At 73.4% G+C, this 13,002-nt stretch carries 13 protein-coding genes; 7 read left to right on the forward strand and 6 right to left on the reverse strand.

Translation table 11 applies throughout. The features are described from left to right. Positions 1-45 precede the first annotated feature (45 nt). The gene (locus tag JW613_RS28395; RefSeq protein ID WP_209213739.1) at positions 46-960 is read left to right on the forward strand and encodes an SDR family oxidoreductase; all 915 of its coding nucleotides are present in this window, start codon (positions 46-48) and stop codon (positions 958-960) included. Here the strand turns inward: JW613_RS28395 and JW613_RS28400 are convergent. After that, positions 923-1,996 (reverse strand): aldo/keto reductase, encoded by a 1,074-nt coding sequence (locus JW613_RS28400; RefSeq protein WP_209213740.1) that lies wholly within the window; start codon positions 1,994-1,996, stop codon positions 923-925. The two genes, JW613_RS28395 and JW613_RS28400, sit on opposite strands and share 38 nt — an antisense overlap. Positions 1,997-2,137: 141 nt before the next feature. Between JW613_RS28400 and JW613_RS28405 the strand changes: the two genes are divergently transcribed. Next, the gene (locus tag JW613_RS28405) at positions 2,138-2,791 is read left to right on the forward strand and encodes a TetR/AcrR family transcriptional regulator (protein WP_307866075.1); all 654 of its coding nucleotides are present in this window, start codon (positions 2,138-2,140) and stop codon (positions 2,789-2,791) included. Positions 2,792-2,865: 74 nt separating this feature from the next. Here the strand turns inward: JW613_RS28405 and JW613_RS28410 are convergent, their stop codons facing one another. Further along, complete coding sequence (locus tag JW613_RS28410; protein ID WP_209213741.1) at positions 2,866-3,786, reverse strand: LysR family transcriptional regulator; 921 nt, start codon at positions 3,784-3,786, stop codon at positions 2,866-2,868. Between the two features lie 164 nt (positions 3,787-3,950). Here JW613_RS28410 and JW613_RS28415 point away from each other — a divergent pair, with 164 nt between their 5' ends. Together JW613_RS28415 and JW613_RS28420 are read left to right on the forward strand one after the other, a co-directional pair. Next, the gene (locus JW613_RS28415; RefSeq protein ID WP_209213742.1) at positions 3,951-5,477 is read left to right on the forward strand and encodes an MFS transporter; all 1,527 of its coding nucleotides are present in this window, start codon (positions 3,951-3,953) and stop codon (positions 5,475-5,477) included. A 52-nt stretch (positions 5,478-5,529) separates the two neighbouring features. Then, a complete protein-coding gene (locus tag JW613_RS28420; protein ID WP_209213743.1) occupies positions 5,530-6,759 on the forward strand; it encodes an NAD-dependent epimerase/dehydratase family protein in 1,230 nt (409 codons plus the stop codon). On the opposite strand, the gene JW613_RS28425 is transcribed toward JW613_RS28420, so the two are convergent. Both JW613_RS28425 and JW613_RS28430 read right to left on the reverse strand, forming a co-directional pair. Continuing rightward, positions 6,719-7,858, reverse strand: coding sequence for a sensor histidine kinase (locus JW613_RS28425; RefSeq protein ID WP_209213744.1), 1,140 nt, complete (start codon positions 7,856-7,858; stop codon positions 6,719-6,721). The genes JW613_RS28420 and JW613_RS28425 overlap by 41 nt on opposite strands. A gap of 6 nt (positions 7,859-7,864) precedes the next feature. Then, entirely contained in the window at positions 7,865-8,638 is a 774-nt protein-coding gene (locus tag JW613_RS28430; protein WP_209213745.1) for a response regulator transcription factor, read from the reverse strand. A 155-nt stretch (positions 8,639-8,793) separates the two neighbouring features. Between JW613_RS28430 and JW613_RS28435 the strand changes: the two genes are divergently transcribed. The 3 genes from JW613_RS28435 to JW613_RS28445 all read left to right on the forward strand — a co-directional run bounded on the left by JW613_RS28435 (position 8,794) and on the right by JW613_RS28445 (position 11,062). Next, positions 8,794-9,477, forward strand: a complete 684-nt coding sequence (locus tag JW613_RS28435) for a glycosyltransferase family 2 protein (protein WP_209213746.1) — start codon at positions 8,794-8,796, stop codon at positions 9,475-9,477. Further along, positions 9,474-10,208 carry a TIGR04282 family arsenosugar biosynthesis glycosyltransferase gene (locus JW613_RS28440; protein ID WP_209213747.1) on the forward strand — a complete coding sequence of 245 codons (735 nt, stop codon included), beginning with the start codon at positions 9,474-9,476 and terminating at the stop codon, positions 10,206-10,208. The genes JW613_RS28435 and JW613_RS28440 overlap by 4 nt, the downstream gene beginning before the upstream one ends. 179 nt (positions 10,209-10,387) lie before the next feature. Next, positions 10,388-11,062: a class I SAM-dependent methyltransferase gene (locus JW613_RS28445; protein ID WP_209213748.1), complete on the forward strand. Its 675-nt coding sequence runs from the start codon at positions 10,388-10,390 to the stop codon at positions 11,060-11,062. Here JW613_RS28445 and JW613_RS28450 read toward each other — a convergent pair. Next, positions 11,014-11,526, reverse strand: a complete 513-nt coding sequence (locus JW613_RS28450; RefSeq protein ID WP_209213799.1) for a hypothetical protein — start codon at positions 11,524-11,526, stop codon at positions 11,014-11,016. The two genes, JW613_RS28445 and JW613_RS28450, sit on opposite strands and share 49 nt — an antisense overlap. A 35-nt stretch (positions 11,527-11,561) precedes the next feature. Further along, positions 11,562-12,962 carry a molybdopterin-dependent oxidoreductase gene (locus tag JW613_RS28455; RefSeq protein WP_209213749.1) on the reverse strand — a complete coding sequence of 467 codons (1,401 nt, stop codon included), beginning with the start codon at positions 12,960-12,962 and terminating at the stop codon, positions 11,562-11,564. Positions 12,963-13,002 lie beyond the last annotated feature (40 nt).

The following is a 13,002-nucleotide window of genomic DNA, read 5'->3' on the forward strand; positions in this document are numbered from 1 at the left end:
GTCCCAGGAAGACAGCGCGACGCCGACCCGGGAGGTACGCGTTCCATGGCCCCCGCGAACGACTCGAACAGCCCGGCCGATCCGACCTCCGGGCCGGGCCCCGGCGCCGGCCCCGGCCCCGATCCTGAGCCCGCCCCCGTCGACGGGCCCGTACTGGTGACCGGTGGCACGGGCACCCTCGGCCGTCCGCTCGTGGCCGAGCTGCTGGCGGGCGGTGTCCCCGTACGCGTCATGAGCAGGCACCCGCGTCCGGCGGAGGACGACCGGCCCTGCGAGTGGGCGGTCTGCGACCTCACCAAGGGCATCGGGCTGGCCGCCGCCGTCAGCGGTGTACGGGCGATCGTGCACTGTGCCACCGACCAGAGGCGGGAGGCGAAAGTGCTCTCCCGAGTGGTCGAGGCGGCGCAGCAGGCCGGTGTTCCGCACCTGGTCTACATCTCCATCGTCGGCGTCGACCGGGTCCCTTTGCCGTACTACAAGGCCAAGTTCGCGAGCGAGCGACTGCTGGAGAAATCCGGGCTGCCGTACACGATCCTGCGGGCGACGCAGTTCCACGATCTGGTGGCCAGGGTGACCACCGCGCAGCGGCGGCTGCCCTTCGTCCTCTCGCCCGCCGGATTCCGCTGCCAGCCCGTGGAGGTCACCGAGGTCGCCCACCGCCTCGCCGATCTGGTGCGCGGCGAGCCCGCCGGCCGGGTGCCGGACATGGGAGGGCCGGCGGTGCACACCGCACGGGAACTGGCCGAGGCGACGCTTCGTGCTACCGGGCGGACCCGCCGGGTGGTGGACCTCCCCCTTCCCGGTCGTACGGCCCGGGCCTTCCGCCGGGGCGGCAATCTGGCCCCGGACCACGCAGCGGGGACGGTCACCTTCGCCGAGTTCCTGGCGGCCCGGCGGCCGGACCGACCCGAACCGTCCCGGATCACGCCGCCTGGTGACCGGCCGGAGTCGGCTGGTTGAGGGTGACGGGCGGTGGGCTGAGCCGGGCGAAGCCCTCCTGCCGCTGGTACGGGAAGTAGGGGTACGCCGCGTCCTTGGCGCTCGCCTCGTCCAGCCTGGCGACCTGCTCGGGTGTGAGGCTCCAGCCGACCGCGCCGATGTTCTGGCGCAACTGCTCCTCGTCGCGGGCGCCGACGATGACGGAGGAGACGGTCGGACGGCGCAGCAGCCAGTTGAGCGCGATCTGCGGCACCGTCCTGCCGGTCTCCTGCGCGACGGCGTCGAGTGCGTCGACCACGCGGTAGAGGAGTTCGTCGTCGACGGGCGGGCCGAAGGCGGCGGTGCGGTGCAGGCGGCTCTCCTGGGGCAGCGGCTGCCCGCGCCGTATCCTTCCGGTCAGCCGCCCCCAGCCCAGTGGGCTCCATACGAGGGCGCCGACCCCCTGGTCGAGCCCCAGGGGCATCAGCTCCCACTCGTAGTCCCGGCCGACGAGGGAGTAGTAGACCTGGTGCGCGGCGTGGCGGGGGTAGCCGTGCCGGTCAGCTGTGGCGAGGGACTTCATCAGCTGCCAGCCGGAGTGGTTGGAGACCCCGGTGTAGCGGATCTTCCCCTCGCGGACGAGCTGATCGAGGGTGGCGAGGACCTCTTCCTGCGGGGTCGCGGCGTCGTGGGCGTGGAGCTGGAAGAGATCGATGTAGTCGGTGCCGAGGCGGCGCAGGGCGTCCTCGGTCGCCCTGATGAGGCGGGCCCGTGAGGTGCCGTACTCGCCGGGCCCCTCGCCCATGGGCAGGCCCGCCTTGGTGGAGATGAGCACCTGGTCGCGCCGACCCCTGACGGCCTGGCCCAGCACTTCCTCGGAGGCACCGGCCGAGTAGACGTCGGCACTGTCGAACATCGTGATCCCGGCGTCGAGGGCGATGTCCACCAGGCGGCGGGCGGCGCGGGCGTCGGTGTCGCCCCACTCCCCGAAGAGCGGGCCCCGGCCGCCGAAGGCACCGGTTCCCAGGCTCAGCTCCGGGACCCGCAGGCCGGAAGCGCCCAACTGTCGGTATTCCATGGCTCGTTCCCTCTTCCTCTTTACAGGTGCCCGCATACATGCTTCTGCGCGCACGGGCCAGGTGTTAACGGGACCGGAGTTCCGTTAACTGCTGCCAGTACCGTAACAGGGAGAAGCCGTTAAGGGAACTGGAGACCCGCTGTGACATCTGGGCCGGAGAGCCGGCGCAAGACGACCGCCCCGGACACCGGCGCCGTGCCCGGCACGGTGCGCCCCGGAGGGCGCACGGCGCGGGTGCGCGAAGCCGTGCTGCGCGCCGCCGGAGACGCGCTCGCCGAGCACGGTTTCGCCCACCTCGACCTCGCCGAGGTCGCCCGCCGCGCGCAGGTCGGCAAAACGACCGTCTACCGGCGCTGGGGAACCGTCACCGCGCTGCTGGCGGACCTGCTCGACGACATGGCCGAGCAGTCCGAGCCCCGTACTGAGACGGGCACCCTGCTCGACGACCTGGCGGCCAACGCCGCGCTGGTGTGCCGCACCCTGACCGACCCCCGGCAAGGTGCGCTGTTCAAGGCCGTCATCGCCGCCGCGACGTGCGACACCACCGCCGCCGAGGCACTGCACCGGTTCTACGCGGCACGGGTCGCCGAGTGGGCCCCATGCGTGCGGCAGGCCGCCGACCGGGGCGAGGTGCCGGCGGACACGGACCCCGAACAGGTCATCCGCGCCGTCTCCGCGCCGCTGTACTACCAACTGCTGACCACCGGCGCCCCGCTCGACCGGGCAGCCGCCGAGCGCGCGGCCCGGTCGGCGTACGCAGCGGCCTGCGCGGGAGTCTTCCGCCGCGAGCAGTGACCGCGCGGCGGGCTGAGTGGGCCCCAGGGGAGCCCCTGCGGCCCTGCCTGCCGGGGCCGGTCCCGACCCGCCCCCTACGGCCGTCCGGCGGGCGGTGCCGTCCCGGCCACCGCTTCCGTGAACGCCTGCAACTGGGGCGCCAGTGGACCGCGCCGGCGCACCAGCCCGTACGCCAGCGCCGCGGCCTCCGGTACGGGGACGTAGCAGACCCCGGGATGGGCGAAGTACGTCTCCGCGTGCGCGCCCGACAGCAGGGCGCCCTTGCCCGCCGCCACCAGCACCAGGGCTTCCTGCACGCTGGTGACCGGCAGCCCCGGCGGGATCGCGCGGCCCCCGGGCGTCCGCGCGGGGGCCAACTGCTCGCGGCAGAGCACCGGCACCCCCTCGCGCAGGGTCAGCAGGGGCGTCTCCCCCAGTTCGGCCAGGTCCTCCGGGGACGCCTCGCCGCGCAGCGCCAGCCGGTGCCCGGCGGGCACGGCCAGCACCCGTGGCTCGCTGAACAGTTCGGGCCCCTCCACCAGGTCGGCCTCCCCGGCCGGGAGTTCGGCCAGCTGCACATCGAAGGCTCCCGCCCTGAGCTTGCCGAACGGGTCGGCCAGCGGCACCTCGCAGGGCTCGACGGCGAGGCCGGGCCACCGCTCGCCCAGAAGCTTCGCCGCACGCATCACGACCTCACCGGCCAGCGGCCCGGAGAAGCCCACATGCAGGATGCCCCGCAGCTCTCCCGCCCGCCGCGCGGCCGTCGCCGCGGCGCGCGCCAACGCCTCGTCCATGGCGCGCTGGTGCGGCGCGAGGTCGTCGCGCAACTGCCGCCCCAGTCCGGTGAGGGTCACGGTGCGGCTCGTACGGTGGAACAGCGGAGCGCCCACCCGTCTCTCCAGCCGCTGCACGAGCTGGCTGACGCGGGCCCGGGAGAGGTGCATGCGCTCCGCGGTGCGACCGAAGTGCAGCTCTTCGGCCAGGATCAGCAGGCATGTCACTTCATCGCGTTCCATCCCCGTGACGCCCCCCGCATCGTTCAGTCCGGATCGTTCAGTCCGGATCGTTCAGTCCGGCTGAACGCAACGTTGCGTTGTTCGCCGTTGTTCCCCCCGCCCACTCGGCGGAGGGTGAGAGCGTGCCAACTCTCAAGAAAACCCGTGATTCCTCAGAAACCCGGATGTCCACCCGTGAACGGGGCATCCTGCTGGTGCTGTGCGGTGCCGTCTTCCTGGAGGGCATCGATGTCGCCATGCTCAACGTGGCCCTGCCCGTCATCCGCGCCGAGCTCGGGATGCCGATCGGCGAGTTGCAGTGGGTCATGAGCTCCTACGTGCTCGGCTACGGCGGCTTCATGCTGCTGGGCGGGCGGGCGGCCGACCTGTACGGCCGACGGCGGATGTTCGTGCTGTCGCTGGGTGTCTTCCTCGCCTTCTCCGCGCTCGCGGGCCTGGCGAGCGAGGGCTGGACGCTGATCGCGGCCCGCTTCGTCACCGGTGTCGCGGCAGCGTTCATGACGCCGGCCGGATTGTCCCTGATCACCACGAGCTTCACCGAGCGCAGGCGGCGGAACAAGGCGCTGCTCATCTACTCCGGGACCGGTGCGGCGGGTTTCTCCACCGGGCTGGTCCTCGGCGGGCTGCTGACCATGCTCGGCTGGCGCTGGGTGTTCTTCGCCCCTGTCGCGCTCTCCGCCCTGATACTGGCCGCCACGCTGGTGCTCGTCCCGCACGAGCCCCGGACCGGGACCGGCACGGAGGCCGGGCAGCGCACCGGCTCCGCACCGCGCCGCAGCTTCGACCTGGCCGGCGGGGTGACGGTCACGGCGGCGCTCGTGTTGCTGGTGCTCGGCATCGAACGGGCCTCGCACAGCAGTTGGCCACACACACTGGTCGTGCTGACCGCCGGTGCGGCACTCCTCGTACTGTTCGTGCTGATCGAACGGCGCACTGCCGCACCGTTGATACGGCTGGGCATGCTGCGTTCGGGCCCCCTCGTGCGCGCCAACGCGACAGCGCTGCTCTTCGCAGCCGCCTTCTTCGGCTTCCAGTTCCTCGTCGTCCTCTACCTCCAGGAACTGCGCGACTGGACGACGCTGGAGACGAGCCTGGCGATGCTGGTGACCGGTGTGGACGCGGTGCTCGCCCCCACCGTCGTGCCGCGGCTGGTCAACCGCTTCGGGAGTGCGCGAGTGGCCTTCGCGGGGCTGCTGGCCGCCACCGCGGCCTACGCCTGGTTCCTGCCGGTCGGTGCGCAGTGGCCCTATCCGGTGATGTTGCCGGGCCTGCTCCTGGTCGGGCTCGCCTTCGCGCTGGCCTACGGGCCGCTGGCCATCATGGCGACCGACTCGATCGCCGAGGAGGAGCAGGGAGTGGCCGGCGCCCTGCTGTTCGCCTCCGTCCAGTTCGGAGCCGCGCTCGGCCTCTCCGGAGCGGCAGCGGCCAACGCCGCGGGCACCGGTGCGCAGACACCCGCCGCTCTGCTGGACGGCTACCGTGCGGGGCTCCTCGTCCCGTTGGCAGCGGCGCTGCTGGCCACTGCTGTCGGGGCGTTCGGCCTGCGCCGCCGACGCGCACCGGCCGCACCCGGAGGTCCGGGAACACCGGGAACGCCGCAAGACCCGGGGACACCAGGAGCACCGGACGCGGCGGAGGTACCGGCCGCGCAGGGCCGGTCCGGTAGCGGCGGGGTTCTTACGGAGCGGTGACACGGGCGCCGCGTACCGGTCCACGGCGCCCGTGCGCGCCTAGCGTGGCGGTATGCGCGTTCTTGTCACCGGCGGTGCCGGGTTCATCGGTTCCCATGTCGTGGAGGCCCTGACGGTCGCGGGCCACGAGGTGGTCGTGCTGGACGCCCTGCTGCCCTCGGCGCACGGGAGAGCTGCCGAACCACCGGCCGCCGTGCCGGGGGTGCGGCAGCTGCGCGGTGACGTACGCGATCCGGACGTCGCCGACGAGGCGCTGCGCGGTGTGGACGCGGTGTGCCATCAGGCGGCGATGGTCGGGCTCGGCAAGGACTTCTCCGACGCCCCCGAGTACGTCAGCTGCAACGACCTGGGCACCGCCGTGCTGCTGACCGCGATGGAGCGGGCGGGCGTGCGTGCACTGGTGCTGGCCGGTTCCATGGTCGTCTACGGCGAGGGCCGCTACGAGTGTCCCCGGCACGGCGTCGTCAGGCCGGGACCACGCGCGGTGCCGGACCTGCGCGCCGGGCGGTTCGAACCACTGTGCCCCAACTGCGGCGCCGCGCTTCGGCCCGGGCTGGTCGGTGAGAACGCGCCGCTGGACCCGCGCAACACCTACGCGACCACCAAGCTCGCGCAGGAGCACCTGGCGGCGGCGTGGGCCCGGGCCGTCGACGGGCGTGCGGTGTCGCTGCGCTACCACAACGTCTACGGGCCCGGGATGCCGTGCGACACCCCGTACGCGGGGGTCGCCTCGTTCTTCCGCTCAGCGCTCGCCCGCGGGGCGGCACCCACCGTCTACGAGGACGGCGCGCAGCGCCGGGACTTCGTCCATGTGCGGGACATCGCCGCAGCCAACCTCACGGCGCTGGAAGCGGTGCACACGGGAGGGGCGGCGCACGGCCCCGGTTCCTTCGCGGCCTACAACACCGGCAGCGGCGACCCGCACACCATCGGGGAGATGGCCACCGCGCTGGCCGAGTTCCACGGCGGCCCGGACCCCGTGGTGACGGGCGAGTACCGGCTGGGCGACGTACGGCACATCACGGCGTCCTCGCAGCGGGCCGCCCGCGAACTGGGGTGGCGCGCGCGCATCGGTTTCGCGGAGGGGATGAAGGAGTTCGCGGCGGCCGGCATGAGGGCACCGTCCGGCACGGAGGCCGGGGCCCCTCGGGCGTCGGTCGGGGCGTCGCAGGCGTCGGTCGAGGCCTCGCGGGCGTCGCGTCCTTCCGAGCAACGCGGCACCACGGGCGGGACCCGCCCCGTCACCCCGTCTCCGCGCTCGGCAGCGCCCTCGGCAAGGTGAGCTCGAAGCAGCAGCCGCCGGTCACATTGCGGACCGCTGCCGTGCCCTGATGGGCCTCGACGATGCCGCGCACGATGGCCAGTCCCAGGCCCGCGCCCGGGGGCGTGCGGGCGTGGGTGCCGCGCCAGCCGGTGTCGAAGACACGGGGCAGGTCCTCCTCGGGGATGCCGCCGCAGCCGTCCGTCACGGACAGGACGACCTTCTCGTCCTCCTCCGCGGTGCGCGCGTGCACGGCCACGGTGCCGTCCGCGGGGGTTCGGCGGATGGCGTTGACGAGCAGATTGCCGAGCACCCTGGTCATCTCGTGCGGGTCCACCTCGACGGGTACGGCGGCCACCGCGTCACCCACCAGGCGGACGCCGTTCTGCCGGGCGAGCGGGTCGGCGCCGGCCAGTGCTTCTTCGACGAGTTCGGTCAGGCTGACCTGGTGTGTGGTCAGGGCGAGTGAGCCCGCGTGGATGCGGGAGAGCTCGAACAGGTCGCCGACCATGGCGTTGAGTCGTTCCACCTCGGTACGGATCTGCCGCAGACAGCGTCCGGTGTCCTCCACCATGCCGTCCTCCAGCGCCTCCGACATGGCGCGCAGTCCGGCCAGCGGGGTGCGCAGATCGTGCGAGATCCAGGCGACCAACTCGCGCCGCGAGCTCTCCAGCGCACGTTCGCGGTCCCGGGATGCGGCCAGTTTCTCGCTGGTGGCGGCGAGTTCGCGGGTGAGCGCCGTGAACTCCGCCGGATCGCCCGCCTCGGCCGCGCCGGGCGCGGGGAAGCTGCCCCCGTCACCGAAGGAACGCGCCGCAAGGGTGAGCGCGTTGCTGCGCGCCGCCACCCAGCGGCCCAGCAGCAGCGCGGTCGCCAGCGAGACGACGGCCGCCATGGCGACGACGGTGGTGACGACGAACAGGTCGTGCCGGGACAGGAACATCGCCCAGGCGACGGCGAGCGTCCCGGCGAGCATGGCGATCACGGCGACTGTCGGGACGATCGTCAGCGAGACGACGAGCGACCGGTGCCGCAGCGCACGCAGCGCCAGTGCGCCCAGCAGTCCGGCCCCGGCGGCACCCAGGAAGGCGAACAGGGCGATGAGGAGCATGTCGCGCACGGTGGTTCAGTCCTCCTGCGCGGTGACGCCCGGCTGCGCGTGGGAGTCCTCCCGCACGGGAGCGCCCGGCTGCGCGGTGGCGCCCGGGTCGAGCCGGTAGCCCACGCCCCACACGGTCTGGATCAGCCGGGGGCGCGCGGGGTCCTCCTCGATCTTTGCGCGCAGCCGGCGCACATGCACGGTGACCGTCGAGAGGTCGCCGAAGTCCCAGCCCCACACCTCGCGCATCAGCTCCTCCCTGGAGAAGGCCCGTGCCGGGTGCCGCAGCAGATGGGCCAGCAGGTCGAACTCCCGCACGGTGAGGGAGAGCTCGACGCCGCCCCTGGTGGCGCTCCGGGCGCGCGGGTCGACAGTCAGCCCCGCGGCACGCAGCGGCGGTGCCGGGCGCGGTACGTCCTGTGCGTGCCGACTGCGGCGCAGCACGGACTCGACGCGCAGCACCAGCTCCCGCGGACTGAACGGCTTGGTGACGTAGTCGTCCGCGCCGACCTCCAGACCCAGCACCCGGTCGCCCTCGTCACCGAGCGCGGTCAGCATGATGACCGGCACGGGCCCCTGCTCGCGCAGCCGTCGGCAGACCTCCAGGCCGTCCAGCTCGGGCAGCATCAGATCGAGTACGACGAGGTCCGGCCAGTGCGCGGCAGCACGCTCCAGGGCGCCGGGGCCCGTCTCCGCGCGGTCGACGGCGTACCCGGCGCGGTGCAGATAGCCGGTGACGACTTCGGCGACAGTGGGGTCGTCGTCGACGACCAGGACCCGCCCGGTGGGTGGTGGCTGCATGGCCTCAGGGTGGCACCACGCAGCTGCGAGGGGGAGACGGGCCGACGGCAGCACGGGCGATGTCCGTGTTTCGTAAGAAGGTGAAGTCTGGAATGTCCGGTATGGCTCCGTAGGGTGTGCGGCGTAGTCGAACCCGCCCGAAGGAGGCCACGCCCGTGCCCGGTGTCGATGTCGTACTCCCCTGCCTCGACGAGGAGCAGGCGCTGCCCTGGGTGCTGGAGCGGATCCCACCGGGCTGGCGGGCCATCGTCGTGGACAACGGTTCGACGGACGGTTCGGCGGCCACAGCGCGCGAGAGGGGTGCGACCGTCGTCTCAGAGCCCCGGCGCGGCTTCGGTGCCGCCTGCCACGCAGGGCTGACGGCCGCCGAGGCCGACATCGTCTGTTTCTGCGACTGCGACGCCTCTCTCGACCCCGGCCTGCTGGTGCCGTTCGTCGAGGCCGTGCGCGAGGGCCGCAGCGACCTGGTGCTGGGCCGCAGGCGCCCGCAGACGCGCGCTGCCTGGCCGGCGCACGCCCGCGCGGGCAATCTCGCGCTCTCCCGCATGCTGTACGCCCGTACCGGCGTCCGGCTGCACGATCTCGGCCCGCTGCGCGCCGCCCGCCGCGCTGACCTGCTGGCGCTCGAACTGTCCGACCGGCGCAGCGGATACCCGCTGCAGATGGTCGTACGGGCCGCCGACGCCGGCTGGCGGATCGAGGAGCGCGACGTGCCCTACCGCCCCCGCACCGGCAGGTCCAAGGTCACCGGGACCTGGCGGGGCACCTGGCACGCCGTACGCGACATGCGGGCGGTGCTCCAGGAGCCCGCCGCCGCCGGAGAGGGGGTCGCCCGGTGACGCCGCCCTCCCGCCCCGCCGAGGGGGCCACCACGCTGCTCGTCATCGCCAAGGAGCCGGTGCCGGGGAAGGTCAAGACCCGGCTGTGTCCGCCCTGTACGCCGCACCAGGCGGCCCGGCTGGCCGCAGCCGCACTGCACGACACCCTGGAGGCCGTACGCGCCATGCCCGCCAGGCGCCGGGTGCTGGTGCTGTCGGGCCGGCCGGGCACCTGGCTGCCGGACGGTTTCGACGTCGTCGCGCAGCGCTCCGGCGGGCTCGACGAACGGCTCGCCGGAGCGTTCGCCGAAGCGGGCACCGGACCGGCGCTGCTCGTCGGCATGGACACCCCCCAGCTGACCCCCGCGCTGCTGGCACCCGCGCTCGGCCCGGACAGCTGGCAGGAGTGCGACGCCTGGTTCGGTCCGGCACTGGACGGCGGCTTCTGGGCGCTCGGTCTGGCCCGCCCCGATCCCGCACTGCTGCGCGGAGTTCCCATGTCCACCCCGACGACAGGACGGGCCCAGCTCGCCCGACTGGCGCACAAGGGACTGCGGGTGCGCCGACTGCCGCCGCTGCGCGACGTGGACACCGCCCAGGACGCCGCACAGGTCGCCGCCGAGGCCCCCGGCAGTCGGTTCGCCGCGACCGCCGCCGCGCTCGCCGCACTGCGCCCCGAGCACGTCCCGGCCGTCCCCGCGAGCCGGACCCGCCCGAACAGCACGGCAGCGCACCGGACGGCCGCCCCATGACAGCCACCGCACACACCACGGCTCCGCCCACGACGACGGCCACGACAACTGCTGCGGCAACTGCTGCGGCAACTGCTGCGGCAACTGCTGCGGCAACTGCTGAGGTGAAAACGACGGGCGAAGCGACCGAAGCAGCCGAAACCGCCCGAGCAGCCGGAACGACCGACGACACGGCCGAGATGACCGACACGGCAGCCGAAGCGATAGCGCCCTGGAACGCCGACCCGTACGCCGACGCACTGCGCACCGGCCAAGGGCCGTTGTTCCTGCGCCGCAGCGACGGCTGGCTGCTGCCGCTGGAGGTGGAGCGCTGGTGCGCGAGCGCGGACACGGCCGACATGTCGGTGCTGCGCCGCTGCGAGGGCGCGGTACTGGACGTGGGCTGCGGGCCGGGCAGGCTCGTCGCGGCCCTCTCCTCGCTCGGCCGCCGGGTCCTGGGCATCGATGTGAGCCCGGCAGCCGTCGCCCGCACGGTCGGCCTCGGCGGTACGGCACTGCACCGTTCGGTCTTCGACCCGCTGCCCGGCGAGGGCCGGTGGGGGAGCGTACTGCTGCTGGACGGCAACCTCGGCATCGGCGGCGACCCCGAGGCGCTGCTGGAGCGCTGCGCCCGGCTCCTCGCCCCGCAGGGGTTGCTGCTGGCCGAGACCTCGCCCCTGGATGTGGACGAGCGGGCACAGGTGCGCATCGACGACGGGCGGGGCACGTGCCCCCACCCCGACGGGGGACAGCTGTTCCCCTGGGCCCGGCTGGGCACCCGCGCGCTGCTGCGGTATGCACTGCCCGCCGGGTGGTCGGCAGCGGGTCAGTGGGAGTGCGGCGGGCGGTCCTTCGTCGCCCTGCGGCGCCCCTGAACCACTCGCCGCCGGTGTCTCCTCTCGAACGCCGTCCGCGCGGCCAGCCAGATTCCGGAAACGGCGAACAGCGCGACCGTCAGCCACAACCAGTGCATCGCATAGCCGTTGTTGCCCTCCGGCCGCCCGGTGACCTTTGCGTACCGGTCGGCCGGTCCGGTGATCAGCGGAAACCAGACCAACAGCAGCAGAAGGGAGAACAGGGCCGGAATCCGAAGGTGGTTCACGTACCGGCCCGCGAGCCTGGGCACCCGGTCGGCCACCGAATACAGCGGCAGCAGCACCAGATCGTGCAGCAGTGCCGCGCCCACGAACCATACGGCCACGCCCAGCCAGTCGTCCGCCAGCAGTCGCACACCCGCGTAGGCGGTGAGCACGAAAGAGGCCAGCAGCAGGGCGATCTGCAGCGGGCTGCCCACCGTGCGGCGCAGCCGTCCGGCGCCCCGCGCGGGCCCGGCCTCCATCCGGCCGCCCGCGGCGGGCCCCTGGGCCCGGCCCCTCATCGGTCCGCTCCGAACGCCAGCCGGTTCACCCATTTGGTGTTGTGCACACCGGGCGCGGCCGGGACGATGACACGGGCCGGATAGCCGTGGTCGAGCGAGAGGTCCTCACCGCCCACCCGTAGCGCCAGCAGGGACCGTGGATCGCGTACCTGGTTGTCCCGCAGGCCCGCGTGCCGGAATGCTCCGGAGCGCTGCAGCGAAGCGACGAAGACACCGGGCAGCCCGTCCCCGGGGGCGCAACCGGCCAGCTCCGCCAGGTCGCGCAGCCGGACACCGGTCCAGTGCTGGTCCGAGGTCGACCAGCCCTCCACACAGGCGATGGGCAGCGCGGCGGAGTGCTGGGGCATCGCCAGCAGTTCGGCCCGCGAGAGGCGCAGTCTGCGCCCGTGCGGACCTTCGACGGTCAGCCGCCAGCGCTCACCGGTCTCCTCGCGGGTGACGCCGACAGCGGCGGCCGTCTTGTTGATCTGGAAGGCGTTCGCGCCGGTGCCGGGGTCGGGGCCGCCGTGCGGGGCCAGCAGCGCGGTACGGCGCAGTGGGCCGTCGAAGTTCTGCCCGACCGTCACCCCCAGCAGCAGTACCGAGCCGCCGCCCACCGCGCCGAGCGCTCCGCGCCGCGTCAGCGTGGGGGTGGCCGGGCGGGGCGCGACCAGTCCGGTGTCGCGATCCGGCTCGCGCACCCCCTCGTCCCCCCGCTGCCCGTCGCGGTGTCCGTCACCGTGCCCGCCGCGGTGTTCGTCGCGTCCTGCTCCTTTCCCGGCGCCCCGGCCCGAGGCGAAGTCGCGCGGTGCCCCCTCCCGCAGCACCTGCACGGCCTTCGGCAGCCGCAGCGCCACATGCACCACGAACGCGGCGAAGAAGACCCATGCGCCGTAGAAGTGCAGCGGGTAGAACGAACCGGGGAACAGGTAGTCGAGCTGGACGTTCAACAGCCCCGTCACGAACTCGAACAGCACACCGCCGACGAGCAGCAGCAGCGAGATCCGCTCCAGCGCGTGCGCGGCGGAGCGGGCGGGCGGCATGGTGAACAACTTGGGGACGACGGACCACAGCTTCGCCAGCAGCACCGGCACCAGCACCACGCCGAGGGTGGTGTGCACGCCCTGGGTGAGCCGGTAGAGCCAGTGCGGGTCGGTCGGCCAGGCGAACAGGTAGAAGCCGAGCAGCCCGCGATCGGGCGTGCGGTCGTTGGAGGGCGCCACATCCGGGTTGTAGGCGGCGTAGGACAGCAGGCCGGTGACGAACAGCACGGTGACGCCCGCCAGCAGTACGACGCCGAGCACCGCCGTCAGCCATGGACCGCGCATCGGACTGCGCCAGAAGCCGGGGTCCGAGGGGAGCCGGGCGGAGTGCTGCCGGACGGTTCGGAGCCGGGAGAGGGTGCGGTGATCGCCCATGGGGTGACGGTAAGCGCCGGTACGGCCCGGGAGGGGGACA

The sequence above is a fragment of the Streptomyces smyrnaeus genome (genome assembly GCF_017676345.1).
GTDB lineage: Bacteria > Actinomycetota > Actinomycetes > Streptomycetales > Streptomycetaceae > Streptomyces > Streptomyces smyrnaeus.